General features: G+C 57.2%; 23 protein-coding genes. 14 read left to right on the top strand and 9 right to left on the bottom strand.

Annotated elements, in window-relative coordinates; genetic code table 11:
- Positions 1 to 626: 626 nt before the first annotated feature.
- Positions 627 to 1,313 (top strand): dihydrofolate reductase family protein, encoded by a 687-nt coding sequence (locus E4T21_RS09970; RefSeq protein WP_149284850.1) that lies wholly within the window; start codon positions 627 to 629, stop codon positions 1,311 to 1,313.
- 462 nt (positions 1,314 to 1,775) lie between these two features.
- Here E4T21_RS09970 and E4T21_RS09965 read toward each other — a convergent pair whose 3' ends face one another.
- Complete coding sequence (locus tag E4T21_RS09965) at positions 1,776 to 2,384, bottom strand: hypothetical protein (RefSeq protein WP_149284849.1); 609 nt, start codon at positions 2,382 to 2,384, stop codon at positions 1,776 to 1,778.
- A 186-nt stretch (positions 2,385 to 2,570) separates the two neighbouring features.
- Between E4T21_RS09965 and E4T21_RS09960 the strand changes: the two genes are divergently transcribed.
- The 6 genes from E4T21_RS09960 (at position 2,571) to E4T21_RS09935 (ending at position 9,322) form a co-directional block, all read left to right on the top strand.
- Positions 2,571 to 3,479, top strand: a complete 909-nt coding sequence (locus E4T21_RS09960; protein WP_149284848.1) for a beta-keto acid cleavage family enzyme — start codon at positions 2,571 to 2,573, stop codon at positions 3,477 to 3,479.
- Complete coding sequence (locus E4T21_RS09955; RefSeq protein WP_149284847.1) at positions 3,476 to 4,429, top strand: L-carnitine dehydrogenase; 954 nt, start codon at positions 3,476 to 3,478, stop codon at positions 4,427 to 4,429. Before E4T21_RS09960 ends, E4T21_RS09955 begins: the two co-directional genes overlap by 4 nt.
- Positions 4,429 to 4,884, top strand: coding sequence for a thioesterase family protein (locus tag E4T21_RS09950; protein WP_149284846.1), 456 nt, complete (start codon positions 4,429 to 4,431; stop codon positions 4,882 to 4,884). Before E4T21_RS09955 ends, E4T21_RS09950 begins: the two co-directional genes overlap by 1 nt.
- An 88-nt stretch (positions 4,885 to 4,972) precedes the next feature.
- Positions 4,973 to 5,887, top strand: coding sequence for an alpha/beta hydrolase fold domain-containing protein (locus E4T21_RS09945; protein ID WP_149284845.1), 915 nt, complete (start codon positions 4,973 to 4,975; stop codon positions 5,885 to 5,887).
- 179 nt (positions 5,888 to 6,066) lie between these two features.
- Complete coding sequence (locus E4T21_RS09940) at positions 6,067 to 7,476, top strand: BCCT family transporter (protein WP_149284844.1); 1,410 nt, start codon at positions 6,067 to 6,069, stop codon at positions 7,474 to 7,476.
- Between the two features lie 286 nt (positions 7,477 to 7,762).
- A complete protein-coding gene (locus E4T21_RS09935) occupies positions 7,763 to 9,322 on the top strand; it encodes a BCCT family transporter (RefSeq protein WP_240349352.1) in 1,560 nt (519 codons plus the stop codon).
- A gap of 42 nt (positions 9,323 to 9,364) precedes the next feature.
- Here E4T21_RS09935 and E4T21_RS09930 read toward each other — a convergent pair whose 3' ends face one another.
- From E4T21_RS09930 to can, 8 genes are all read right to left on the bottom strand, one after another.
- Entirely contained in the window at positions 9,365 to 10,336 is a 972-nt protein-coding gene (locus tag E4T21_RS09930; protein ID WP_149284842.1) for a GlxA family transcriptional regulator, read from the bottom strand.
- 138 nt (positions 10,337 to 10,474) lie between these two features.
- Positions 10,475 to 11,407 (bottom strand): LysR family transcriptional regulator, encoded by a 933-nt coding sequence (locus E4T21_RS09925; protein ID WP_149284841.1) that lies wholly within the window; start codon positions 11,405 to 11,407, stop codon positions 10,475 to 10,477.
- A 135-nt stretch (positions 11,408 to 11,542) separates the two neighbouring features.
- Entirely contained in the window at positions 11,543 to 12,622 is a 1,080-nt protein-coding gene (locus E4T21_RS09920) for an ABC transporter ATP-binding protein (RefSeq protein WP_149284840.1), read from the bottom strand.
- Positions 12,619 to 13,641: an ABC transporter ATP-binding protein gene (locus E4T21_RS09915; RefSeq protein WP_149284839.1), complete on the bottom strand. Its 1,023-nt coding sequence runs from the start codon at positions 13,639 to 13,641 to the stop codon at positions 12,619 to 12,621. Before E4T21_RS09915 ends, E4T21_RS09920 begins: the two co-directional genes overlap by 4 nt.
- Before the next feature lie 19 nt (positions 13,642 to 13,660).
- Positions 13,661 to 14,626, bottom strand: coding sequence for an ABC transporter permease (locus E4T21_RS09910; RefSeq protein WP_149284838.1), 966 nt, complete (start codon positions 14,624 to 14,626; stop codon positions 13,661 to 13,663).
- Positions 14,623 to 15,669, bottom strand: coding sequence for an ABC transporter permease (locus E4T21_RS09905; RefSeq protein ID WP_149284837.1), 1,047 nt, complete (start codon positions 15,667 to 15,669; stop codon positions 14,623 to 14,625). Before E4T21_RS09905 ends, E4T21_RS09910 begins: the two co-directional genes overlap by 4 nt.
- Positions 15,670 to 15,774: 105 nt before the next feature.
- Positions 15,775 to 17,343: an ABC transporter substrate-binding protein gene (locus E4T21_RS09900; protein ID WP_149284836.1), complete on the bottom strand. Its 1,569-nt coding sequence runs from the start codon at positions 17,341 to 17,343 to the stop codon at positions 15,775 to 15,777.
- Between the two features lie 241 nt (positions 17,344 to 17,584).
- Entirely contained in the window at positions 17,585 to 18,232 is a 648-nt protein-coding gene (gene can / locus E4T21_RS09895) for a carbonate dehydratase (protein ID WP_149284835.1), read from the bottom strand.
- A 209-nt stretch (positions 18,233 to 18,441) separates the two neighbouring features.
- On the opposite strand from can, the gene gorA reads away from it, so the two are divergent.
- From gorA to E4T21_RS09860, 7 genes are all read left to right on the top strand, one after another.
- Positions 18,442 to 19,821: a glutathione-disulfide reductase gene (gorA, locus tag E4T21_RS09890; protein WP_149284834.1), complete on the top strand. Its 1,380-nt coding sequence runs from the start codon at positions 18,442 to 18,444 to the stop codon at positions 19,819 to 19,821.
- 256 nt (positions 19,822 to 20,077) lie between these two features.
- Positions 20,078 to 20,665 (top strand): diaminobutyrate acetyltransferase, encoded by a 588-nt coding sequence (gene ectA / locus E4T21_RS09885; RefSeq protein ID WP_149284833.1) that lies wholly within the window; start codon positions 20,078 to 20,080, stop codon positions 20,663 to 20,665.
- A 152-nt stretch (positions 20,666 to 20,817) separates the two neighbouring features.
- On the top strand, positions 20,818 to 22,083 hold the full coding sequence (gene ectB / locus E4T21_RS09880; protein WP_149284832.1) for a diaminobutyrate--2-oxoglutarate transaminase: 1,266 nt from the start codon (positions 20,818 to 20,820) through the stop codon (positions 22,081 to 22,083).
- Positions 22,084 to 22,121: 38 nt separating this feature from the next.
- Complete coding sequence (locus tag E4T21_RS09875) at positions 22,122 to 22,514, top strand: ectoine synthase (RefSeq protein ID WP_149284831.1); 393 nt, start codon at positions 22,122 to 22,124, stop codon at positions 22,512 to 22,514.
- A gap of 413 nt (positions 22,515 to 22,927) precedes the next feature.
- Positions 22,928 to 23,860, top strand: coding sequence for a TRAP transporter substrate-binding protein (locus E4T21_RS09870; RefSeq protein ID WP_240349351.1), 933 nt, complete (start codon positions 22,928 to 22,930; stop codon positions 23,858 to 23,860).
- 63 nt (positions 23,861 to 23,923) lie between these two features.
- Positions 23,924 to 24,544 carry a TRAP transporter small permease gene (locus E4T21_RS09865; RefSeq protein ID WP_240349350.1) on the top strand — a complete coding sequence of 207 codons (621 nt, stop codon included), beginning with the start codon at positions 23,924 to 23,926 and terminating at the stop codon, positions 24,542 to 24,544.
- A gap of 2 nt (positions 24,545 to 24,546) precedes the next feature.
- Positions 24,547 to 25,827 (top strand): TRAP transporter large permease, encoded by a 1,281-nt coding sequence (locus E4T21_RS09860; RefSeq protein WP_149284829.1) that lies wholly within the window; start codon positions 24,547 to 24,549, stop codon positions 25,825 to 25,827.
- Positions 25,828 to 25,853 lie beyond the last annotated feature (26 nt).

Below are 25,853 nucleotides of genomic sequence, written 5' to 3'. Positions count from 1 at the left end.
AGGATGCTACTTACTTTATCTGGATGCCAGCTATTTGGCCCGTGAACCATGCTAAAAATGCGGAAAACATTCTGAAAAATGAGTAATTTTATTCTGGCGCTTGTTTAGATAGCCAGGCAATCCATAAAGGAGTAACAGAACAGAATATTTTTGAGTAAATTCAGGCCAGGATTCCAAAAATTCTGAAACGAGGTATGCAGAGATATGGCAGCAGCACAAAAGCCCGATAATGTGGCTGCAGTCATGAAAGTGTTCGCGATCCTTGAAAGCCTGGCCGAGCAGGGCATTACAGGACCGCGTAGAGGCAAAGCTTGGCCTACGCTGCCTTGCAGGCCCCATTTTCTGATCGTTTCGGCAGCGCAGTGGCGGCACTGAGCCTATCCTTCCCCATGGTGCGCTACGATGCACAAAAGCGGGATGCGTACGTACAGATGTTGCACGCAGGCAGCAGGAGAAGAAATTTCCAAGGGCCTCGGTTACCACGACTATGAATTCTCAAGGGCGACGTCTGCGCTTTCTGGCTAAGGCCAGAAAAATATCCGCTGACATGTCGATGTTCATCTTCTTCGTTCGTCCTTCTTGCATGAAATGCCTGTTCAAGCGTGAAACGAAAGGGAGGAAATGAAATGCGAAATTTTACCGTCAGTGCATTTATCAGTCTCGATGGCGTCGTACAGGCACCGGGCGGCCCGAACGAAGATCCGAGTGGTGGGTTCGACTATGGAGGCTGGACCACCCATTATGCTGATGAGGTAATCGGTGCCGCCATAGACGAAAGCTTCGCAAGGCCTTTCGACCTGCTGCTTGGTCGCAACACCTATGACATCTTTGCTGCCCACTGGCCCTATGTTGAAACCGATCCTTCGGCCGAGGGTTTCAGCGAGCAGGATGCCTCCATCGCCGAGCTATTCAACCGCGTGACAAAATACGTCGCCACGCATTCGCCGAATACACTGTCCTGGCAAAACAGCCAGTGGCTAGGTGAGGATGTCGTTGCCACGTTACGCGACTTGAAGAAAGAGGAAGGTCCGGACTTGTGGATCTGGGGCTCCAGCCGCCTGATCCAGACACTGCTCGCCGCCGACCTCATCGACGAGTTTCAGCTGCTGTTCTATCCATTGGTACTCGGTAAGGGCAAGCGCCTGTTCGACTCCGGCACCATGCCTGCGGCCTTCGAACTGGTAAAATCGACGGCATCACCAAACGGCGTGCTGATTGCTACCTACAAGCGTGCAGGCGAGATCCAGATCGGTTCCTTTGCCTTGGATCCCCCAAGCGAAGCCGAGCTTGAGCGACGCAAGAACTGCAGTTGAACAACGTGAAGCTCAGATTCAAGATCAAGTTTGTCGTGAAAAGTGCGGCTCAGAGGCCGCACTTTTTTTCTGAGAACTTACACGTTGCTGAAATTCGCGATGCGTAGGGGCGAGCATAGTGCAGGACCCAAGATGCAGAACTGTCAGCGGGCCAGCCACCCTCCATCGACAGCCAGAGTGTGCCCATGCACATAGCCTGAAGCCAGGAAAGCCAGGAAAGCCAGGAAAGCCAGGAAAGCCAGGAAAGCCAGGAATACTGCGGCTACTGCAAGATTCTCAGCAAGCCCCCCATCAGCCTGCGGGAATGCGTATCAGAATCTCCGTACTGCATATGAAAGACAACATTGTCATCCGCCATGACAAAGTAAAAATATGCTTCCACGTGCCAGCGTATCGCCGTCAGGCTCTAGTACGTGGGGTTATGGGCAATTGTCAACGAGGCATTTGTCAACGAAGTACTTGTCAGCGAAGCACCTCGAACAGGCTTACGATCCAGAGGACCTGGAAGGTCAGGGCAAAGACGGCAAAAGCGACCTGGTAGCGTTCCGACTGCCACACCAGGCCCAGCAAAGCTCCCACGATCAGCAATCCCTGCCGGGCGGGATAAAACCAACCGTCGTAGTAATAGGTCACGTAATAGGTATTGCCTTTGAGCACGGTATCGATGACATCGACTATCAGCAGGATGAGCAGCAGCACATAGAAAGCGTTTCGCCGCTTGCGGAAATAGTCTCTAAAGCCCTGGTACTCGTCCATGCGATCGGGGAACAGTACGGCTGAAAGCGCCACGAACATCCCGGTATAGAAGAGCAGGAAGAAATAGATGGCGAAATACCAGTTCGTTCGACGTGTTAGGGCGAATTCAAACCACCAGAAATGGATGATGAACAGCAGCAGAAACAGCACCCAGCCAATGTGTGGCAGATACAGTTGCTCACGTCCAGGGTGCTGAACAAACCGTGTCAGCCCGGTGATCAACCGACTGACGCTCAGCCCCATCACCATGCCGATGATGATACGGACATGGGTGAAGACTTCCCCACTGGAAAAGGTATGCGGCAGCTCGTTCATGTCCCTGCCTGTTATTGCGGCTTCCACGCCATGAAGAAAGCCTAGACAAGCCGGTGGATTTCACAATGTCCAAATATTGCATGCCATCAGATTTACGTCGCAATAGATCAAAGATATGTCGTATGACGTCAACTGATGTGCCGTCAACTTGAGGACACTCCTTGTATCGATCACCTGGAGGTCCACATGAATCACAATGTCATCCTGACCTGCGCTGTCACCGGCGCTGGAGATACAACCGCCAAGCATCCTGGCGTACCGGTGACGCCCAAGCAGATTGCCGAGGCCTGCATCGAGGCGGCCAAGGCAGGCGCCAGCGTCGCGCATATTCACGTGCGAGACCCGGAGACCGGCGGCATCAGCCACGATCTGGCGCACTTTCGTGAGGTCATGGAACGCGTTCGTGAGGCCGACACTGACATCGTCATGAACATTACCGCCGGTGGTGGCGGTGACTGGATTCCTGATGCCAATGACCCGACTCGTGGTGGCCCTGGCAGCGACATTCAGACACCCGCCGAGCGCCATGCTCCGGTGGCCGAGCTGCTGCCTGAACTATGCACCCTGGACTGCGGCAGCCTCAATTTTGGCGACATGGTCTACATCAACCCGGCCGACTGGCTGCGCGAGCATGCACGTCTGGTCCAGGCAGCCGGCGTCAAGCCTGAGCTCGAGTGTTTCGATCTTGGCCATGTATGGTTTGCCCGTCAGTTGCAGGAAGAAGGGCTGATCGACGGTGATCCGCTGTATCAACTATGCCTGGGAATCCCGTGGGGTGCTGAAGCCGACACCGAAACCATGACAACCATGCGCAACAAGCTGCCAGTCAATGCCAACTGGGCGGCGTTTGGTATTGGCCGTCACCAGATGCCTATGGTAGCTCAGGCCATGCTGCTCGGAGGTCATGCCCGCGTCGGTCTGGAAGACAATCTCTATCTCGACAAGGGGGTTCTGGCCAGTAACGGTCAGTTGGTCGAAAAGGCGGCCAGCATCATCAACCACCTGGGTGGGCGTGTCATGACCCCAGCCGAAACGCGCGCTCACCTCAAGCTGCGCCATCCAGCAACCGGTCAGACCATGGAAGGTGACGCATGAGCCAGTTGAGCGTCATCGGCACCGGTGTCATTGGCAATGGCTGGATCGCCCGCGCCCTGGCGGCAGGCTGGGATGTGGTGGCCTTCGACCCTGCACCAGAGGCGCAGGAACGTACCCGTGCCTTCGTCGACAATGCCTGGCCATCGCTGACCCGTCTTGGACTGGCCGAGGGAGCCAGCCCAGAGCGCCTGCGCTTTGTCAGCGATATCAATGAAGCCGTTGTCGGTGCCGACCTGATTCAGGAAAACGTCCCGGAACGCCTCGAACTCAAGCAGGAAATCCTGGCACAGCTCGATGCGACAGCGCCTGCCAATGTTCTGATTGGTTCATCGACATCTGGCTTCAAGCCCAGCGACCTGCAGCTCAAATGTACCCAGGCACCGGGAAGAGTGATTGTCGCTCACCCCTTCAACCCTGTTTACCTGCTGCCACTGGTCGAGCTGGTTGGCGGCAAGGCAACCACTCCCGAGCATCTTGCTACGGCGCACGATGACTACAAGGCGCTTGGTATGCGCCCATTGGTCGTGCGTCGCGAAATCGAAGGCCACATTGCCGACAGGCTCATGGAAGCCCTGTGGCGAGAAGCCTTGCACCTGGTCAACGATGGTGTGGCCACCACCGAGGAAGTGGATGCCGCGGTGGTCTACGGCTGTGGTCTGCGCTGGTCCTTGATGGGCACCTTCCTGACCTTCCACCTGGCCGGAGGCGAGCAGGGCATGCGCCATATGCTGGAGCAGTTTGGCCCGGCACTGAAGCTGCCCTGGACCAAGCTCGAAGCCCCGGAACTGACGGACGAGCTGATCGATCGTGTCGTCGAGGGTTGTGAGTTCCAGGCGGCAGGGCGCTCCGTGGCCACGCTGGATCGTCGCCGTGACGACTTTCTCGTCGAACTGCTGGCCCTGGTCGAGAACTACTGGCCGGAGGCCGAAGGTCTCGAGGGACGTATCTGATGAGCCTGATGACAACCCAGGTCGCTCCCCAGTGGGTCGACTACAACGGCCATATGAACGATGCCGAGTATGCCCGGGTGTTCTCGCTTGGTGTCGAAGCCTTGATGGATCGCATCGGTCTCGATGTCGAGGGACGCCGCCAGCATGGCTATACCCTGTATACCCTCGAGACCCATTTGTGCTACCGCCGGGAGGCCCATCAGGGACAGGCGCTGATGGTCGATGTGCAGATGGTGGATCGTGATGCCAAGCGCCTGCATGTGTTGTTCGACATGCGCGACGAGGAGGGCAACCTCCTGGCCACCAGCGAGCAGATGCTGATGGGAATCGATGTGGCCAGTGGTCGACCGGCAGCGTTTCCCGACTCCGTGGCACAAGCCCTGAGCCAGGTGACGGAACTGGCGGATCCTGAATCGACCCCAGTGGGGCGCCGTATCGGAATCCCGCATCGTTGACCATACCCTGCACAGTTTCGCTGTGCAGGGAAATTCCTTGACGCAATATCAAGAGCCACCGAGGGAGGTGGCCGAGGAAATCCGGCCAATGGACATTGATAGCTCGGACATCGAGGCTTGGGGTATTGAGGCCTGGAATATTGACACCTTCGCCAGACGTTTCCAGTCAGGACTCGATGTTGTCTCCACATTGCCACTCGGTGCAGCCAGAGACTACTACGACACCTTGTGTGCCAGCTTCGCTGCGCCGCTGCCGGCCAACGTGCAGCTACATGATGACCGCATCAATGGCTGTCCTGTACGTCACCTGCGCCCGGAAGTTGGCGACAAAGATGGCGACAGGGGCAGGGTAGTCTACGTGCATGGCGGAGGCTTCTGTCTCGGTTCCGTGAACAGCCACCAGGGTATTGCGGCAGGGTTGGCCTGCGAACTGCAACGTGAAGTCGTCAGCATTGGCTACCGCAAGATGCCCGAAGCCCGATATGACCAGGCTATTGCCGATTGCCGCAACGTGATTCACAGCCTGAAGCCTGTTGCCGTGGTAGGGGATAGCGCCGGTGCCCGGCTGATCATCGATACGTTGTCCAGCCTGACGTTGCCCCAGTTGGAGGTCACGCCGGTCGTCGGCCTGATCTATCCCCTGGTGGGAACACCTCATCTCGATAGCCTGGGTGACGATGCACCCTTGCTCAGCCGTGCCGATGTCATGCAGGCCTGGTCTCTGATTCGTGCTCATGCTCCTCCCGATAACACCCATCAGGTTCCAGCACCTCGCATGGAGGTGCTGGCTGTCGAGCACGACCCACTGACTCGGCCCCTTGAGCGAGCGGTCCAGGGGTGGCGAGACAGCGGAGCCGACATCGGTTATCGCTGTGCTGCCAACATGCTGCATGGCGCTTTGCATGCGCGTGAACAGCTACCCGAGATGAAGATCGCCTGGCAACGATTCTGCGTTGCCCTGGATGACCGCCTTGCCCAGACACCTTGTGCAACTCGGTCTTGAGACACCCAGGTCTAGCAACCAGTCTTGCTCCCAGTCCTGACAACCGGCCCTGATCTGAGAAGCACCCGACAAGAGGAAGCCTGCATTCAACTGGAAGGATATTGAAGCGAAGGAATGTTCAGACGAAAGCGTATTCAAGTGCAAGAAAGTACGTCCACGACAACGATAACGAGACGCACATGAAAACCCATATTTCCACCTCCGTTGCCACCATCGTCACCGTCATTGCCCTGATTGCCTTTGCGGCGATGGCGCCGGGGCCCTTCCAATCTCTGCTCGATGTCATCAAGACCCACGTCATCGGCAATTTCGGCTTTATCTTCACCTATCCAGCCTTTGCAGCATCCATCGTTTTCATTGTGCTGATGTTTACCCCGCTGGGGCGCCTGCGCTTCGGCCAGGGAAAGCCCGAATTCTCCACGCTTACCTGGCTTGGCATGCTGTTCGCCACTGGAATGGGCATTGGCCTGGTGACCTGGGGAGTGCTGGAGCCGCGCTACCATGTCGAGGCAGGCCACAGCACAGACCAGGCGCTGCTGTATGCTTTCAACCACTGGGGGTTGCTGGCCTGGGCAGGCTATCTGGCCATCGGCGTGATCTTTGCCCATTGCATGTACAACTTGAAGATCGATAAACCTGCCGAAGCACTGTTGGGTGGTGGCTGGTTGAGCAAGCTCAACCTTGTCAGCCTGGTGGTATCGACCGTCATCGGCTTGTCACTGACGTTCACCTATGCCGCAGAGCCGCTGCAGCAAAGCCTGCAGCAGTTCTTCGGTATTCAGGTCGGGCCAAGTGTGATCATCGCCGTACTATCGTTGTTTGCGATTGCTTCCAGCACTTCCGGGCTCAACCGCGGCATCAAATGGTTGAGCAACTACAACACCCTGTTTGCCATCATCTTGATGCTCAGTGTGTTCGCATTGACGCTGCCGCAGGACATCCTCACCACCTTTGCCCGACTGGTACCGGAGTACCTGGTAAAATACCCGGCCATGGCAACGGATATCGGCTATGCCGACCCCGAGCACAAGGCCTGGCTGGCTGACTGGTTGTATGCCTTCGAGGCTGCCTGGTATGGCTGGTTCATCTTTACCGGCGTCTTCATCGCCCGCATTTCGCGTGGGCGAACACTGCGTCAGCTGGTTCTCGGTGTCATGCTGGTTCCCAGCCTGTTTTCGTGTCTCTGGTTCACCGTCTTCGGGCTCGGGGGGCTGAGCACGGGATCCGCCGATGTCTTCGCACTGATGGAAAGCCTCGACAGTCACGGCATCCTGTCTGCGATCCTGGCACTCAATATCCTGTTGTTCTTCGTGACCAGCGCCGATTCTGCCGGTCTTGTCTGCGAGATGCTGACCGTGCAGCGCTCTCGTGTCTTCTGGATCATCGCCATGGCGGCCCTGGCGATCGTCATCAATTGGCTCGATGGCGACATCTTCAAGGTCATTCTGACCCTGATTTCAGTCGCAGCGATTCCGGTTGCCTTCGGCATCTTCGCTCTGGTGGTGGCTTTCATCCTGCGCCTGAAGCGTACTTCATCAAGCCCTGCCAGCACACAGCGCAGCATGGCAAGCGATCGTCCAGACAGCTGACTGGCCGAGAGCCGCACCATCTTACCGATGCGGGATACTTCCTGATGGATACTGCCTGATCAGAAGTATCCCGTTGACGGCAGCGACAGAGTGCTGCCACGGGAACGCCGGCCCGTTGTCCGGCCGTGAGAGGAGAGTCGTTATCCAATCACCACATCACTCATCTTCCCCTGAAAGCCATCCACAGCCAGAAGGCCCTCGATCCCTCGAGGACGACCTGCAATCAAATGGTTACCCTGAATCGGCACTCGCCCAGCGCGGCCTGTTCCGTCACATGCATAAGGGCATGACGCTATCTGCGGCACTTCTGGTGCTGGCCTTTGTTGTTGCCACTGGTGCCAACCCAGAACTGTCCGGCGCCCTGTTCGGCGCTGCACGGAATTGGATCGAGACCACTTTCGGCGGCTATTACCTGGTGACAATCGTCGTGCTGATCGCCGTGTGCTTCTTCATTGCCCTGTCGCCATTTGGCAGCCTGCGCCTGGGGCGTGACGGAGAAAAGCCAGAATTCAGCCGCTTTGCCTGGTTTTCCATGCTGTTTTCCGCAGGCATCGGCATTGGCATCCTGTTCTTTGGTGTCGCTGAGCCGATTTTCTACTTCGACAATAGCGGGGGCTTTGGTTACCCCAACAATCCCCATGCCGACATGGCGGGAGATACCGCGCTGAACCATCAGCGTGCCATCGATGCGCTGCGCGTCACTTTCTTCCACTGGGGCCTGCACGGCTGGGCGGTCTATGTCATCGTCGGCATGGCGCTTGCCTATTTTGCTTACCGCAAAGGCTTGCCCTTGGCACTGCGTTCAGCCTTGTACCCGTTCATCGGCACTCGCATCTACGGCCCAATAGGGCACACCGTCGATATCCTTGGGGTGCTTGGTTGTGTCTTCGGTGTTGCCACGTCGCTGGGACTGGGCGTCAGCCAGATGGCGGTTGGCCTGAATCGCCTGGTCGGCATCAGCGCCGGTCTCGATACCCAGTTGTTGCTGATCGCCGTCATCACCGTGATTTCCATTTTGTCGGCAATGTCCGGGGTCAAGCGCGGCATCAAGCTCATTTCCGAGCTCAATATCTGGGTATCGGTGCTGGTCATCGGCGCCTTCGTCATCGGTGGTCCGACGCTGTGGTTGCTGACATCCTTCGGAGAGACCCTCACCGATTACGTCACTCACTTCATTCCCATGGGGCTGTGGTATCCCGATGAACCATCTGAAGCCGAGTGGCTGCAGGCATGGACTATCTTCTACTGGGGCTGGTGGCTGGCCTGGGCGCCGTTCATTGGCCTGTTCATCGCACGCATTTCGCGTGGCCGCACTCTGCGAGAGTTCGTGCTCGGCGTACTGCTGGTACCCACCTTCATCATCTTCGTGTGGTTAGGCATCTTCGGCGGCACGGCGCTACATCAGGAGCTGTCTGCCGCCGGCGGGGTAGGCAGTGCCGGTATCATGGACCTGGTCAATGACTGGAATCTGCCTGCGGCACTTTTTGCCACGGCAGATGGTGTTGCCGGCCATGGCACTCTGGCCTGGATACTCTCGGCAATGATGGTCTTCTTGCTGATGAGCTGGTTCGTCACCAGCGCCGATTCCAGTACTCTGGTTCTGACCACCATACTGTCACTTGGCAACCCGGAGCCTCCCCAGCATTTCCGTATCTTCTGGGGGCTGGTGATCGGTATGGTCGCGGCCGTGTTACTGGTCGCAGGCGGCCTCACGGCACTGCAGACCGCCTTGATTGCTACAGCATTGCCGCTCAGTGTCGTGATACTGATGATGACGGCAGGGGTGTTGGTGTCCTTGTTCAAGGAGCGAAGCGAGAAGGCAGAGCGATCCACCGAAACCCGTTAGCAAAGAGCGCTAGAGTCAGCAAAGAGCGTTAGAAAGAGCCTGTCAGGAAGAGCGGTTTCGCTTGCGCATCGTCCCGGGCGGAAAGCCGAAATGGCGCTGAAAGGCCCGGGAAAACGTCGAGGCAGACCCGAAACCGCAGGCCAGTCCGATGGCTAATACGCTGAGGTCTGTCTCACGTAACAAATGTTCGGCACGCTTCAAGCGCAAGCCTAGATAGTAGGCGCCCGGGGTAGTATCCAGGGTATCCTGAAACAGGCGTTGCAACTGGCGGGCCGAAATGCCGCTGCGCAGTGCTATCTCATGCAGTGGCAGGGGTGATTCCAGGTGGCGTTCCATCAACGCCACCGCTTCCACCAGACGCGGATGATGGCTGCCCAGACGTCGGGCCAATGTCATCCGCTGATGGTCGCCTCGTGAACGCATGCGGTCATGGATCAACTGTTCCGACACATCGATGGCCAGTGTTGTGCCATGCCGACGAGCCATCATCTCCAGCGCCATATCCATGGCTGCCGCTCCTCCCGCACAGAAAAAGCGCCGCTTGCCCAATAGGAACAGCTCATCACAGGTGGGAATCTGCGGATAGCGTTCATTGAAGGCTGGCAGCGACTCCCAATGCAGCGTCACTGTTTCACCTGCCAGCAACCCTGCTTCGGCCAACACCACCGCCCCCGTATCCAGGGCTCCAATGCGACAGCCTCCCTGGTCGAGACGATTGAGCCAGCCCCTCAGGCCATGGCCAATCCACATCTCGGGATCGAAACCACTGCATACCGCCAGTGCCGGAAGATGGCGAACCTCCTGCATGGGATGATCGACCAGCAGGGTCATGCCGTTACTGGCAGTCACAGGTTCTCCGCTAAGCCCGATCAGGGTCCAGTCGTAGAGTTTTCTGCCGGCAATGCGGTTGGCAATACGCAATGGCTCCACGGCAGAAAAGAACGCCATCATCGAGAATCCGGGCAATAACAGGAAGCCGATATGCTCGGTATCAAAACTGGAGGACTCGGTCATACGGACGCTCTGCAAGGGGCCGACAGCAAATCTGAAGACAGCAAATCTGAAGATAGCGGGATACCATAACGGCGAGCCGCCATATGTGGAAGCCTGCCAGGATGGAAGGTCATGAAGGAAAGGTCATGAGGGTAACGCTCATGAAGAAGCCTGCCTGGCAGGAGAACTTATCCCCATCAGCATGGGCCACACCAGCTCCAGCGCGGCACGTCCGGCACAGCGATGCCGATAGAGTCGAATCTCGAACTCCACTGTCCAGCGTGATTCACCTGCATGGACCAGTTCCCCCTTTTCCAGGGCAGAGTTGGCAACTCGCTCAGGCAGCCAGCCAAGGCCATAGCCTAGGCTGACCAGTTCTCGGATATTGCTGCTCTGGATGCTCTCGTTGAGCACAGTGAGCGTCGGACAGCCCGGCTGGCTATCGAGGTGAGCACTGATGGAGGCACCGATGATGCCGCGAGGATGATAAGCGATCAGAGGCAGGGAACGACCGCGGTCGCCATCCAGAGGAAAGCTGGGCATTCCCTGTTCATCCGGAAGGCATACCGGAAAATAACGTTCCCGGCCAATCACGCAATACTCCGTCTCTTCATCGGCCACTTCGAGGGGATTGCCATTCACGGGCCAATAGCACAGCGCCAGATCGATCTCGCCGGATGCCAGGCCCTGAAAATAATCAGCAAGCAGCCATGATGTTGCCCGTAGCTGGGGAACCAGAGGCGGTGGCGAATCAAGGCTTTCCAACCATTCCGGGAAAAAGTGGCTCAACAGGCTTTGCGATGCCCCAAGATGCAATTGACCTGCCTGTTCTTCAGCCATTTGTGCCAGGCGCTGACGAGTGGCCCCCACACGCCAGGTCACGTCCTGGCACATGACCAGAAAGGTCTCGCCAGCGGGCGTCAATGACAAGGGCAGCGTCTGACGGTTGATCAGCGTCGTCCCCATTTCCTCTTCAAGCAGCTTGATACGGCGCGAGAAGGTCGGTTGAGTGACATTCTGCTCCTCGGCAGCACGCGAGAAATGTCGCGTACGGGCCAGGGCCAGAAAATCTTCCAGCCAGCGGATTTCCATGGGAATCTCGTGTTTTTTTGGTGCTTTTAATTAACTTCGTGTTACAGCATAGTCCCTGCGGTGGTGCATTCTGCCAGAAGGAGGACAAATCGACTTTCCTGATATGCCCTCTCAACTCCATGAATGTGACATCCTTCAACTGATGCGGCCTTCTTCGACAGCATGGCAGGCCACCTGGCCACCATCACTGGTGGCAATCAGCCTGGGAATTTCCCGGCGACAGCGTTCGCTGACATGCGGGCAACGAGCATGGAAAACACAACCTGAAGGCAGATTGACCGGTGTCGGCACTTCGCCTTGCAGGCGAATATGCTGCGGACGGTCATCTTCCAGCTTGGGAATGGCTGACATCAATGCCTGGGTATAGGGGTGGCGGGGATGGGCGAACAGCGTCCTGGTCGTAGCGACCTCGCATACTCGCCCCAGATACATTACCGCGACTCGAGTACCGAAGTGCTCGACCACGGACAGGTCGTGGGTGATGAACAGATAGGTCAGGTGACGTTCGCGCTGCGCTTCCATCAGCAGGTTCAACACCTGGGCCTGGATGGATACGTCCAAGGCAGATATCGGCTCATCGGCAACAATGAACTCCGGATCCACCGCCAGCGCCCTGGCAATGGCAATACGTTGGCGCTGGCCACCGGAGAACTCATGACCATAGCGCACGCCCCAGTCCGGAGCGATGCCCACTGACGTCATCACTTCGGCAACCTTTTCGCGAATCTGTTCACGATTCCAGCCTGGCTGATGCAGGCGAATCGGTTCTTCCAGTGTCTGCTGGATCGTCATGCGTGGGTTGAGCGAGGCATAGGGATTCTGAAAAATCATCTGCATGCGCTTGCGGAAGGGCAGCAGCGCCTTGCTTTCCAGATGGTCGATGCGCTCTCCATCGTAATGAATCTCACCGGCAGATGGGCGCAGCAACCCCATGACAGTACGGGCTACTGTGGACTTGCCACAGCCAGACTCGCCCACGACACACAATGCCTCACCGCGGTGAATGTCTAGATCGACACCATTGATCGCGTGGACATGGGATTGTTCACGTACCAGACGACCACGGCGGAACTTCAGTTGTTCGAGGAAGTCGCCGGAAAGGTCGAAGCGCTTCTCCAGGCCTCGAATCTCAAGCAGAGTTCGTGTCGCTTGATCCTGGTGCTCAGATTCATGTTCATGCGATGCAAGCGCCACATGGGCTGCACTGGCTGTCATGGGGTTACCTCCTCGACCGGAATGCGGTTGGCATCTTGCATTTCGGCGACCATGTGACAGGCCACCTGACAATTACCCGAGCGCACGAAGCCAGGTACTTCTTCGTGGCAGGAAACCCGTTCGCTGCCATCGGGGCGGGTAGTGAAATCGCAACGGGGATGAAAGGTGCAGCCACTCGGTAGATTGTTCAACGACGGCATGCTGCCGCGAATCTGATTGAGCCGTTGGCCAGGAGTCGCCATCTGCGGCAGGGCATTCATCAATCCCTGAGTATAGGGGTGCTGGGGATCATTGATGATTTCCCGGGTTGGCCCCTGTTCGATGACGCGGCCGGCATACATGACCAACATGCGCTGGGTGACCTGGCTGACGACGCCCAGGTCATGGGTGATGAGGATCAACGCGACATTGTGCTTCTCGCATAACTCCAGCAACAGCGCCATGATCTCGGCTTGAATGGTCACATCCAGCGCGGTGGTCGGCTCATCGGCAATGATGATATCCGGGTCCAGCAGCAGGGCGATAGCAATGATGATGCGCTGACGCATACCTCCGGACAGCTCATGCGGATACTGGCTCAAACGCTTTTCCGGCGAGGGAATCTGCACCTGCTCCAGCTTGCGCAAGGAGATACTTCGGGCTTCCTTGGTCGAGATGCGGCGATGGGCCTTGAGGCATTCGACCATCTGTTCGCCGATGGACAACACAGGATTGAGCGTCATCATCGGGTCCTGGAAGATCATCGAGATTCGGTGACCACGTACTTTGCGCAGTTGCCGGTCGCTCATCGAGGTCAGTTCCTGACCATCGAAATTGATGCTGCCGCCCGCGATATAACCGGGCTTGGCAATCAGGTTGAGCAGACTGAAGGCGGCAACCGATTTGCCTGCACCGGACTCTCCTACGATGCCCAGGCGCTCGCCACGGTCGAGGCTGAAGCACACATCGCGCAGGGCCTTGATATCGCCCTGGCGCAAGGCAAAGCGCACATCCAGGTGGTTGACTTCTAGCAGTGCCATAATCTGGTTTCTCCTCGCTTCAGCCCTTGTACAACCGTGGATTGAGCACATCACGCAGCCAGTCACCAAGCAGGTTGATCACCAGCACCAGCACCACCAGCACCAGGCCGGGAATCAAGGTGATCCACCATGAACCGGACTGCAGGTAATCGAAACCGGACTTGATCAATGAGCCCAGGGAAGGCTGGGTTTCGGGCATGCCAAGGCCAAGGAAAGACAGCGCAGCTTCAGAAATGATGGCATTGGCCACCTGTACCGTGGAGATGACGAAAATCGGCGACAGCGTGTTGGGCAGGATATGGCGAAACATGATCCGACGACGACGCAGCCCCATGACGCGAGCGGCATCGACATATTCCTTGGCCTTCTCGGCCAGCACTGACGCTCGCACGGTACGCGCATACTGTGGCCATTCGGCCAGGCCGATGATCAGCACCAGCAGCCACATGGCATAGTCGCTGTAGGTGGCACCGCCAAAGATCGACTTGAACAGTGCGCCGACCACGATAGCCACCATCAAGGTGGAGAAGGACAGCTGGATATCAGCCAGGCGCATCAGGAAGGCATCGATGCGGCCACCGAGATAGCCGGCCAGCAGGCCAAAGCACACGCCAATGGTAGCCTGCAGCAACACCGCACCAAAGCCGATGACCAGGGAGACCCGCATGCCATAGAGGATGGTCGACAGCAGATCACGCCCCTGGGCATCAGTGCCCATGAAATACAGCGGATCCGCTCCCTCGATCCAGAACGGCGGCAGTTCCGAGGCCAGCAGGTCGATACTGGCGAGATCATAAGGATTGGTCGGCGCAAGCCAGGGTGCCAGCACCGCCGCGCCGACCATGAGGATAAAGATGATCAGGCTCAGTTGAGCGACCAGGTCACGCTTGAAGCTATAAAGCAGGAAGGAGTCGCGGAAACGCTCCCAACGGCTGGGCATCCTGGGAGACGCCGCACGGGATGATGATGTAGTGGAAATCGTCATGCGGGCTTGCCTGTGAGCTTGACGGTGGGATTGACCAGGCCATAGATCAGGTCAACAACGGTGTTGGTAACGACAAAGATCACACCAACGATCATCAGATAGGTCACGATCAAGGGAATGTCCGAGCGGTTGATGGCATCGAGGAACATCAGCCCCATGCCCGGCCACTGGAATACGGTCTCGGTAAGAATGGTATAGGCCACCAGGGTGCCGATCTGCACACCGCCGACGGTGATCACCGGCAGCATGGTGTTCTTCAGGGCATGCACGAAGTAGATGCGACGCATGGAGATGCCCTTGGCCCGGGCGAACTTGACGTACTCGGACTGCAGCACTTCAAGCATCTCGGCGCGGATCAGGCGAATGAACAGCGGCAGCATGATCGATGCCAGGGAGATAGCGGGCAATATCAGGTAAGTCAGCCCCTTGAGCGAAGTGAAATTGGTATACCAGGTGCCAAAGACATGTTCGGGATTGCCACGTCCATAGGCTGGCAGGCCGCCTTCGGTGGAAATCAGGTCATTGAGCCAGGCTCCCCAGGAAGTATCCGCGGGGAAGGGCGACCAACTCATACCGATGGCAAACAGCTGAATCAGCACGATAGCGGTCAGGAACACCGGAATAGAGATACCGACGATGGACACCCCCATGAAGAAACGCGACAACCAGGCTCGAGGCTTGATCGCGCTATACACGCCAATGGGCACCGACAGCAGGATGATCAGCAAAGTAGAAGCAAATACCAGCTCCAGGGTCGCCGGCAAGTGACGCAGAATGACCTGGGTAGTCGGTTCGTGGAAGACGTAGGAATAGCCAAAGTCGAACTGCGTTGCATTGACCGCAAAGCGCAGATACTGGACCAGGAACGGATCATTCAGGCCAAGTTCTTCGCGCAGGGCAGCGCGCTCGCTTTCCGGAACAGACTGGCCAACCATCTGCTGGACGGGGTCACCGAGATTATCCTGGATGGCGAAAGCGATCAGGCTGATGACAAACATCACCAGCAGCGCATGGAACAGGCGCTTGATCAGAAATGCGATCATTGAGGAAATACCTGATAAGGGGGAAGCGTCGTCCCTGCCGAGACGCCGCTCTGTGCCAGAAAATACGAGGCTGCCGTCAGCAGCCTCTACGATGGCCCTGGACCTTTATTCTTCTATGACCAGGTCCCCGAGATAGGGGAAGTTCATCACGTTGAGAATCGGTTCGATATCGGCATTGTTAGCCGATGCCCAGGCCAGGTCCTGCCAATGCAATGGTACGAAGGCCGCATCGTCGTACAGACCTTGTTCGATCTGCTGGAGCATATCGGCACGCTTGTCCTTGTCGAGCTCCAGGTTGGCCTGTTCAAGCAGCTTGTCGAGTTCCGGGTTGCAGTAATTGCCAGCGTTGTACTGGCCTGCTCCCGTTTCGGCATTGGGGCACTCAGTGATGTACTGGAAGAAGTTGGCAGAGTCTTCGGTATCAGCATGCCAGCCGATCAGCATCATATCCGCCGCACGATTGTCGTATTCCCCCCAGTACTGCGCCTTGGGCAGGGTCTTCAGGTCCACGCGAACGTTGATCTTGGCCAGCATGGCCGCCACTGCCTGAGCAATCTTGGCATCGTTCACGTAACGGTTGTTGGGCGCCATCATGGTGATGGAGAAGCCATCTTCATAACCCGCTTCAGCCATCAATTCCTTGGCTTTTTCCAGATCGTAGCGAGGAGTCAGATCGGGATTATGGCCGGCATAGCCTTCCGGCGATAGCTGCGCGGCGGGAGTGGCAAAGCCTTTCATCAACCGTGAAGCAATGCCTTCCTGGTTGATGGCATAGGTGAAGGCCTGGCGGACACGTGCATCCTTGAAGGCTTCGACGCGCTCCTGATTCATGTGCAGCAGGATGATGCGCGTGCCGGACATGGTCACCAGCTTGGCGTCCGGATCGGCCTCGACACGTTCCAGATCGTTGGGTGGAACAGGAGCAATGAAGTCCACATCGCCAGAGAGCAGAGCGGAAACGCGGGTGGCATTCTCATTGATGGGCGTCAGCACGATGTGATCGACGTTACCAGGAGATTCGGTATCCCAGTAATCGGCGAAGCGCTCAAATTCGACCTTTACCCCTTGCTGGCGGCCAGTCACCTTGAATGGGCCGGTACCGGAGACATGCGTAGAAGCATAGGAGTTGCCGTTCTTGACGATTTCGTCCTTGGCCTTGCCACTGTCTGTTTCTCCGCTGTAGAACTTGCTGTCCATCGGGAAGATGTAGGTAGCGATGTTGAGCAACAGCGGATCCGGTTGCTTGGTGACGATCTCGACAGTGTGGTCGTCAACGACATTGACACTGTCGATGGTCTCGAAGATGGCCTTGAAGTCCCCACTGCGCTGGAGACGCTCGATGGTCCAGGCCACATCCTTGGCGGTGAAATCATTGCCGGAATGAAACTTCACACCCTCGCGCAGCTTGATACGCAGAGTAGTGTCATCAACCTGTTCCCACTCGGTCGCCAGCCGCGGTTCGAACTGGTAATCATTGGTCCAGCGCACCAAAGGGTCGAACACCATATGCGATAGCTGCAGAATACCGCCGGACAGTTGCTCGTGGATATCCAGCGACACAGGGTCGGCATCGTAGGCCATGCGCAGAGTGTTGTCGGCCAGAGCGGCCTGGGGCAGGGCAGCCGTCAGCATGGCAGCACCAAAGGCACTGGCCAGTAGAGTTTTCTTGAACATGGAATAGGTTACCTGCTTTTAGGGTTGTTATATCGGTAGTTCAGAAATCGATGAGAGATTGCGCTATCAAGATAGAGAGCATGGCGCCTGTAGCACAATCGAAATTGTGACAGGCGCCATGCATTGGGCGAATAAGGCCCGAAAAGAGAAGAAAAAGCAGGGAAAGAGAAGAGATAAGAGGCGTGATGAGGCTGCTGACAAAGGTCGCGAGCAATGACCTGACAAGTCAGCAGCCCCGTTATCAGTCTTCGTTCGAGCTCACCCGATCAATCCGATACAACTGCTTGACCTGGTCCAGGCCATGCACGCTGCATTCCATATCGGTGACGCGGCCATCGCTGAGGCCATACACCCAGCCGTGCACCGAAAGTTCCTGACCGCGTTGCCAGGCGCGCTGGATGACCTTGGTGCGGCACAGGTTGTTGACCTGGGAGCGCACATTGATCTCGCACATGCGATCGACCTGCTCGTCGACGCTCAAGTGCTCAATCTCGTGGCTGTGGAAGCTGTAGAGTTCGCGGACCTTGTGCAGCCAGTAATCCACCATCCCGCATTGGGCCCCGGTCACCGCAGCGCGCACACCACCGCAACCATAGTGGCCAACGATCATGATATGACGCACCTTGAGCACGTCGACCGCAAACTGGACCACTGACAGGGCGTTCATGTCGTTGTGATAAATCAGGTTGGCCACATTACGGTGAACGAAGACTTCACCGGGAGGCAGGTCAATGATCTGGTTGGCCGGAACGCGGCTGTCGGAACACCCGATCCATAGATATTCCGGTGTCTGCTGCTGGGCCAGTCGCTTGAAGAACTCCGGGTCGCTCTCGCACATGCGATCTGCCCACTCGCGGTTGTTGCTGAGCAGCTTTTCAATATCGTTCATCGTATCCCCCGGATGGCATGTAAAACATCGTATGTAAAATACATGAAAGAAGCAGGTGCGGGCATTCTTTTACCGGCCGTTTCCCGATGGGTCAAGCACTCTCCCGACAGCCAAGCACCCTCCCGACAGTAAGGTGACACTGGTATCATGCGACTAAAACCAAACCCTGAGACCGTTTGCGGTCATCACGTCCATATAGGGAGAAGCTAGTGTCACAATTTGACTACGACCTGTTCGTCATCGGAGCAGGATCCGGCGGCGTGCGTGCAGCGCGTACTGCTGCCGCGACCGGCGCACGCGTTGCCATCGCCGAAGACCGTTACCTGGGCGGAACCTGCGTCAATGTCGGCTGCGTACCGAAAAAACTCTATTCCTATGCCGCGCATTTCCACAATGCCTTTGAAGATGCCCACGGTTTTGGTTGGACGCTGCCACAGGCTCCTGAGTTCGACTGGGCCATGCTGCGCGACAACAAGATCGGCGAGATCAAGCGTCTCAACGGTATTTACGGCAAGCTGCTGGAAAATGCCGGCGTTCGCCTGATCAATGCGCGCGCCAAGGTGCTCGATGCCCATAGCGTGGAAGTCGATGGCGAGCAGGTCAGTGCCGAGAAGATTCTCGTCGCTGTAGGAGGCTGGCCCTGGGTTCCCGATTTCCCCGGCAACGAGTATGCCCTGAATTCCAATCAGGTCTTTGACCTGGAGCGCTTCCCCGAGCGTTTCCTGGTCCTGGGCGGCGGCTATATCGCGGTCGAGTTTGCCAGCATCTTCAATGGTCTCGGTGCTGATGCCCACCTGGTCTATCGCGGTGAGCTGTTCCTGCGTGGCTTTGATCAAGAAGTGCGTGAGTTCACTCGTGATGAAATGGCCAAGAAAGGCGTCAACCTGCACTTTGGTGCCAATATCGAGTCCATCGAGAAAGTCGACACCGGCCTCAAGGTAACCCTGACCAGCGGCGAAGTGCTGGAAGTGGATGCCGTGCTATCTGCCACCGGACGCAAGCCCCACCTTCAAGGCCTCGGCCTGGACAGCCTGGGCATCGAACTCGATGAAGGCGGTTATATCAAGGTCAATGACCGTTTCGAGACCTCTGAACCTTCGATCCTGGCCCTCGGCGATGTCACTGGCGGCCCGGAACTGACCCCGGTTGCCCTGGCAGAAGCCATGCATATGGTCGCTCACCACTATGGCCAGCCGCCCAAGGGGCCGATGAATTACGACAACATCGCCACGGCAGTCTTCTGTCACCCCAATATCGGCACCGTCGGCCTGTCCGAAGAGGCCGCACGCGAGCGTTACGACGCCATCCGCGTCTACCGCACCGACTTCCGCCCCATGAAGCACACCCTGTCCGGCAGTGAAGAACGCTGCCTGATGAAGCTGATCGTCGACGACGCCTCGGATGTGGTGGTAGGGGCCCATATGGTGGGCGAAGAAGCCGGCGAGCTGATCCAGGGCATCGCCATCGCCGTACGTGCCGGCCTGACCAAGGCCGACTTCGACGCCACCGTCGGTATTCACCCCACCGGCGCAGAAGAATTCGTCACCATGCGCAGCGTGTCACGCCGCTGGCCGCAGAACGACGCGTGAAGATGAGAAGGGGGCGGTGCTGTCACTAATGACACGTGATGACTAACGTAGTGATGGAATAAAGCACCATCGAAAGACCGAACAAGGCCGCTTATTGCAAGCGGCCTTTTTATTTTGGAGCAGCTTAGCTCCAGGCTCGATGGACAAACTATAATTCTGTGTTATGGAAAAACAGTATCGTCATAACACCGACTTTAAAAAGTCATGAGGGGCTGTTATCCTTTTCGGCACAATCGCAACAGCGAAACATCATTTTATGATTGCACCCAGTGCCATTACCGAGCCCTTCACTGCTTCCGTTGACCTTGCCAAGCCGAGCGTGGCAGATGCGGTGGTGGGCCATGAAACTTCACCTCTTTTCATTCGCAAGCCCAACCCTGATGACGGCTGGGGTATCTACGAGCTGGTCAAGTCCTGTCCTCCGCTGGACGTCAATTCTGCGTATGCCTACCTGCTACTCGCCACTCAGTTTCGCGATAGCTGCGCGGTTGCTACCGATGCGGATGGCGCGATATGCGGTTTCGTTTCCGGCTATGTGAAAAGCAACTCGCCCGATACGTATTTCTTGTGGCAAGTCGCGGTCAATGAAAAGGCGCGTGGCACCGGTTTGGCTCGCCGCATGGTCGAGGCCGTACTGACTCGCCCGGAACTGGATTCCGTGCATCATCTGGAAACCACCATCACTCCAGACAACCAGGCATCCTGGGGTCTGTTTCGGCGCCTGGCAGATCGCTGGCAGGCACTGCTCAATTCCCGCGAATACTTCTCCACGGATCAGCTTGGCGGTCAGCACGATCCGGAAAATCTGGTACGCATCGGTCCCTTCGATACTTCGCGTATCTAAACAACGCGTATCTGACTATCTCCCATGTTCAGCGTCAGCCGGAAAACAGCTGCCATGCCCCAAGGGCCATGGCACTGCCCTGAGCGCTGGACATGCACATCCTTGTTTTGTTTTCCAAGACACCTTTCTCAATTACTTACTGGAGGTCGCACATGCAGACCCAGACACTCGAACGTATGGAATCGGACGTCCGCACCTACTCACGCTCGTTTCCGGTGGTCTTCACCAAAGCGGTGAATGCACGCCTGACAGACGAAGATGGGCGTGAGTACATCGATTTCCTGGCCGGAGCGGGTACGCTCAACTATGGGCACAACAACCCGGAACTGAAACAGGCGCTGGTCGAATACCTCTCCAGCGATGGCATCATCCACGGCCTTGATTTCTGGACCGCAGCCAAGCGCGACTATCTGGAAACGCTGGAAGAGGTGATCCTCAAACCGCGTGGACTGGACTACAAGATCCATTTGCCTGGTCCGACAGGGACAAACGCTGTAGAAGCTGCCATTCGCCTGGCTCGGGTGGCCAAGGGCCGGCACAACATCGTGTCCTTCACCAACGGCTTCCATGGCGTGACCATGGGTGCACTGGCGACCACAGGCAACCGCAAGTTCCGCGAAGCCACTGGGGGCGTGCCGACGGTAGGCGCTGCCTTCGTGCCTTTCGATGGCTACCTTGGCGACGGCACCGATACCCTCGATTACTTTGAAAAGCTGCTGGGCGACAAGTCCGGTGGCCTTGACCTGCCGGCTGCCGTGATCGTGGAGACCGTTCAGGGGGAGGGCGGTATCAATGTCGCCAGCACCCAGTGGCTCCAGCGCCTGGAAGGTATCTGCCGTGCCAACGATATTCTGCTGATCATTGATGACATCCAGGCAGGCTGCGGCCGTACCGGCAAGTTCTTCAGTTTCGAGCATGCTGGCATCACACCGGACATTGTGACCAACTCCAAGTCTCTGTCCGGCCTTGGATTGCCGTTCGCCCACGTGCTGATGCGCCCTGAACTGGATAAATGGAAACCCGGTCAATACAACGGTACGTTCCGCGGTTTCAACCTGGCATTCGTGACAGCCGCCACCGCCATGCGCAAGTATTGGAGCGACGACACCTTCGAGCGCGATGTGCAGCGCAAGGCTGGCATCGTCGAGGAGCGCTTCACGCAACTGGCCGGCTGGATCAGCGACAAGGGTCATCCTGCCAGTGAACGTGGCCGCGGCCTGATGCGTGGTATCGATGTCGGCAACGGCGAATTGGCCGACAAGATTACCAGCAAGGCCTTCGAAAATGGCTTGGTCATCGAGACCAGTGGCCAGGATGGGGAAGTGGTCAAGTGCCTGTGCCCGTTGACTATTCCCGACGAGGACCTGCTTGAAGGTCTCGACATTCTTGAACGCAGCATTCACGAAGTGCTGGCCTGAGCCAGTCGTCACCATTATTGACAGATCAAGGAGCCATCATGATCGTTCGTAACCTGGAAGAAGCACGCAAAACTGACCGCCTGGTGACCGCCGAGAACGGCAACTGGGATAGCACACGCCTGAGCCTGGTCGATGATGGGGGAGCGTGTTCCTTCCATATCACCCGTATTTTCGAAGGCACCGAGACGCATATTCACTACAAGCATCACTTTGAAGCGGTGTACTGCATCGAAGGTGAGGGTGAGGTCGAGACCTTGGCCGACGGCAAGATCTGGCCGATCAAGCCCGGCGATATCTATATCCTCGACCAGCACGATGAACATCTGCTGCGTGCACACAAGACCATGCACCTGGCTTGTGTGTTCACTCCCGGCCTGACAGGCAAGGAAGTGCATCGCGAAGATGGTTCCTATGCGCCTGTGGAAGCGTAATAAGGCGAAGTGGAAAGCGGAGAAAGATAAGCGGTTGCACCCCCTGTAGCCGCACGTCATGCCAGCGGCATGACACGCCGCGTCAGTAGCACAAGTCGTGCTGCAGATGTGGCCATGATGGCTCGGTATCGAATGATCGATACCGAGCCATTGTATATGGCGGGTCGAGATCAAGCGTGACGAACGCTATTTGATAGGCAATTAGTCGAAATCCAGGCTTTCAGACTTGCAGCGTATGATCTCGCACCCCTATTTTGTCATACATATTATGTCCTATTAGCGATCCCTCTTTGCAGTAGGGATGAAGGATCAGCAACCCAGCCAATAACTCCAATACGAGGCCCCTGACATGCCTAACGACAACTCTCTCGTTCTGCGCCCGGTTCTACGCTCCACAGCCTTGGCAGGCGCTATTGCCATTGCGCTATTGGGCGCAACGCAGGTACAAGCGAACCGGTACGTCCACACCGGACAGCGTCGCCCATAGCTTCGCCGAAAAGACCGAGGTCGCCGAAAAGACCGAAGGGCGTATTGAGCCCAAGGTGTATCACAACGGGGTGCTGGGCGATCAGCCCGATGCCATTGAGCAGACCCGCAATGGCGCTCTCGACTTTGCCAACTTCAACATGGGACCGATGGGGCCGATCGTGCCCGCCACCAACGTGCTGTCACTGCCCTTCCTGTTCAACAGTGAAGAGGATATGTATCGCTTGATGGACGGAGACATCGGCCAGCGCTTCGCCGATGCCCTGGAAGAGAAGGGGCTGGTGGCACTTTCCTGGTTCGGCTCCGGCGCGCGCAGCATGTACAACACCCAGCATCCCATCGAGACCCCGGATGATGTCAAGGGTCTCAAGCTGCGGGTGATGAACAATGACCTCTATGTGGACATGATCAATGCCCTGGGGGGAAATGCGACGCCGATGGCCTATAGCGAAGTCTATCAGTCGCTCAAGACTGGGGTCATCGACGGGGCAGAGAACAACTATCCCTCCTATGAATCCAGCGGTCACTACGAAGTCGCCAAGTATTACTCCAATACTGACCATCTGATCCTTCCGGAATGCCTCTGCGTCGCCAAGCGCACCTGGGATGACATGAGTGCAGAGGACCAGGAGATTGTGCGCCAGGCGGCCGTCAATGCCGCGATCGAACAGCGCAAGCTATGGGAAGAGGGTGCCGCAGCCAGTCGTGAGAAGGTCATCGAGGCCGGCGACCAGATCAATGATGTGGCGGACAAGGCAGCATTCCAGGAGGCCATGCAGCCGGTCTACGAATCCTTCAACTCCGAGCATCCCGATCTTGCGTCATTGGTCGAGGATATCCGCGCCGCCCAGAAAGACTGATTCGCACCCGATACAGACCCGGGAAGTATCTTCTTCCCGGGCTGAGCGAGAGGCTGTTTCCCCGTGACGCTACCCATCGACGCTTCTTCCTCGTCGGCTGATATTGCTGATGAGCCCGATGTGACGAACCTGGACTTGAAAAAAACCGGCATGACTGACCCTGGCATGACGAAACCCGACACCATAGACAAGACGCTCGATGGTATTGCGCATCTATGTCTTGTCTCTGCCGGCATATTGCTGGTGTTCCTGATCATCTCCTTCGGCTGGCTGGTCTTCGGCCGTTATGTACTCAACGATACGCCAACCTGGGTCGAACAGTCGGCTCTGCTGTGCGTTGTCTACATCACCTGTCTCGGCGCTGCCGCCGGTGTCAGGCATGACATGCACCTGAAGATCGATATGATTCAGGAAGCCATGCCAACTCGTTTTCGCAATGCCATGCGTCAAATGGCAGACCTGTTCACCGCAACCTTTGGTGTCTTCATGGCCTGGCAGGGCTACCTGCTGGTACTCGACAACCTCGATCGCCCGGTACCGATCCTCGGTATCTCCGAAAGCTGGAGAGCCTTGCCGCTGGTCATCTGCGGCGTACTGATGGTGGTGTTTACCATCAACAATATTCTGCGCCGACTGACGGGTTCCATCACCCAGGCAGGGCGCTCAACCGGGATGGAGGATTGATCATGGGCCTCACGATCTTGTTCGGCGTCTTCTTTCTTGGGCTGGTCGTCGGTGCCCCGGTTGCCTTTGCTGTCGGTCTGGCTGCCGTTGTCACCTTCATGTATGAGGGGTTACCACTGTTTGTCGCCTTTCAGCGCATTCTGTCCGGCATCTCGGTGTTCTCATTGCTGGCCATTCCGTTCTTCATCTTCGCAGGCGAGCTGATGCTGCACGGGGGCATCTCCCAGCGTCTGGTACGCCTGGCTTCCGCAGCGGTAGGGCGGGTGCGCGGAGGACTTGGCATGGTCAATGTCAGTTCCTCGATGCTGTTCGGTGGCATCTCGGGGTCCGCCGTGGCAGATACCTCTGCGCTGGGTTCCATCCTGATCCCGGTAATGAAGGAGAAGGGCTACGACGCCGATTACTCGGTGAATGTCACGGTCACGTCATCGATTGCGGGGGTGGTCATTCCGCCAAGCCACAATATGATTCTGTATGCCGTGGCCGCAGGTGGGGGCATTTCCATCACGCAATTGTTCGTGGCAGGCATCGTTCCCGGCGTACTGATGTGTGGACTGCTGGCCATCGCCGCCTACATCGTGGCAGTCAAGCGGGGCTATCGCGGTGAAACCTTTCCCGGCTGGCGGGCCCTGGCCATCAGCTTTGTCGTCGCCACTCCCGGACTGCTGACTGCCGTGATTATTGTCGGCGGAGTGCTGTCAGGCATTCTTACGGTCACCGAGTCCGGTGCCTTCGGCGCCATCTACGCCATTCTCATCACCGGGCTGGTCTACCGTGAACTGAGCTGGAACGCCTTCAAGCAGGCAGTCTATCAAGCCGTGCGCACCACCGCACTGGTCATGATCCTGGTCGCCTGTGCTTCAGCCTTTTCCTATCTTCTGGCGTTATACAATGTGCCAGAACTGCTTTCGACAGCATTGCTCGGGATCACCGACAATCCTTACGTCATCCTGTTGTTGCTCAATCTGATCCTGCTGGCTCTCGGCATGATCATGGACATGGCAGCCTTGATCCTGATCTGTACCCCCATCTTCCTGCCTGTCGCTACACAATTCGGCATGGATCCGATCCAGTTCGGCATCATCATGATGATCAACCTGGGGCTCGGGCTATGCACACCGCCTGTAGGGGCCTGCCTGTTTGTCGGCAGTGTCATCGGCAAGATAAAGATCGAGCAGGCAGTGCGTACCATATGGCCATTCTATCTTGCCCTGTTTGCAGCATTGATGCTGGTCACTTATGTCCCGGCCTTGTCCATGGCACTGCCTGAATTGATGCGCTGACACGATATCTGAATGAACCGATCTCT

The sequence above is a fragment of the Halomonas binhaiensis genome, assembly GCF_008329985.2.
Classification (GTDB): Bacteria; Pseudomonadota; Gammaproteobacteria; order Pseudomonadales; family Halomonadaceae; genus Halomonas; species Halomonas binhaiensis.
The sequence above is the reverse complement of the archived record's forward strand: the minus strand, read 5'-3'. Positions and strand labels throughout refer to the sequence as shown.

What these genes read in the sequence shown, in the direction of transcription:
- E4T21_RS09945 (WP_149284845.1), top strand. Translation starts at nt 4,973, where the DNA reads ATGGACATTGATAGCTCGGACATCGAGGCTTGGGGTATTGAGGCCTGG.
- E4T21_RS09920 (WP_149284840.1), bottom strand. Translation starts at nt 12,622, where the DNA reads ATGACAGCCAGTGCAGCCCATGTGGCGCTTGCATCGCATGAACATGAA.
- E4T21_RS09955 (WP_149284847.1), top strand. Translation starts at nt 3,476, where the DNA reads ATGAGCCAGTTGAGCGTCATCGGCACCGGTGTCATTGGCAATGGCTGG.
- E4T21_RS09905 (WP_149284837.1), bottom strand. Translation starts at nt 15,669, where the DNA reads ATGATCGCATTTCTGATCAAGCGCCTGTTCCATGCGCTGCTGGTGATG.
- E4T21_RS09970 (WP_149284850.1), top strand. Translation starts at nt 627, where the DNA reads ATGCGAAATTTTACCGTCAGTGCATTTATCAGTCTCGATGGCGTCGTA.
- E4T21_RS09900 (WP_149284836.1), bottom strand. Translation starts at nt 17,343, where the DNA reads ATGTTCAAGAAAACTCTACTGGCCAGTGCCTTTGGTGCTGCCATGCTG.
- E4T21_RS09965 (WP_149284849.1), bottom strand. Translation starts at nt 2,384, where the DNA reads ATGAACGAGCTGCCGCATACCTTTTCCAGTGGGGAAGTCTTCACCCAT.
- E4T21_RS09950 (WP_149284846.1), top strand. Translation starts at nt 4,429, where the DNA reads ATGAGCCTGATGACAACCCAGGTCGCTCCCCAGTGGGTCGACTACAAC.
- ectB (WP_149284832.1), top strand. Translation starts at nt 20,818, where the DNA reads ATGCAGACCCAGACACTCGAACGTATGGAATCGGACGTCCGCACCTAC.
- E4T21_RS09875 (WP_149284831.1), top strand. Translation starts at nt 22,122, where the DNA reads ATGATCGTTCGTAACCTGGAAGAAGCACGCAAAACTGACCGCCTGGTG.
- E4T21_RS09915 (WP_149284839.1), bottom strand. Translation starts at nt 13,641, where the DNA reads ATGGCACTGCTAGAAGTCAACCACCTGGATGTGCGCTTTGCCTTGCGC.
- E4T21_RS09925 (WP_149284841.1), bottom strand. Translation starts at nt 11,407, where the DNA reads ATGGAAATCCGCTGGCTGGAAGATTTTCTGGCCCTGGCCCGTACGCGA.
- E4T21_RS09860 (WP_149284829.1), top strand. Translation starts at nt 24,547, where the DNA reads ATGGGCCTCACGATCTTGTTCGGCGTCTTCTTTCTTGGGCTGGTCGTC.
- E4T21_RS09910 (WP_149284838.1), bottom strand. Translation starts at nt 14,626, where the DNA reads ATGACGATTTCCACTACATCATCATCCCGTGCGGCGTCTCCCAGGATG.
- ectA (WP_149284833.1), top strand. Translation starts at nt 20,078, where the DNA reads ATGATTGCACCCAGTGCCATTACCGAGCCCTTCACTGCTTCCGTTGAC.
- E4T21_RS09935 (WP_240349352.1), top strand. Translation starts at nt 7,763, where the DNA reads ATGACGCTATCTGCGGCACTTCTGGTGCTGGCCTTTGTTGTTGCCACT.
- can (WP_149284835.1), bottom strand. Translation starts at nt 18,232, where the DNA reads ATGAACGATATTGAAAAGCTGCTCAGCAACAACCGCGAGTGGGCAGAT.
- E4T21_RS09930 (WP_149284842.1), bottom strand. Translation starts at nt 10,336, where the DNA reads ATGACCGAGTCCTCCAGTTTTGATACCGAGCATATCGGCTTCCTGTTA.
- E4T21_RS09960 (WP_149284848.1), top strand. Translation starts at nt 2,571, where the DNA reads ATGAATCACAATGTCATCCTGACCTGCGCTGTCACCGGCGCTGGAGAT.
- E4T21_RS09940 (WP_149284844.1), top strand. Translation starts at nt 6,067, where the DNA reads ATGAAAACCCATATTTCCACCTCCGTTGCCACCATCGTCACCGTCATT.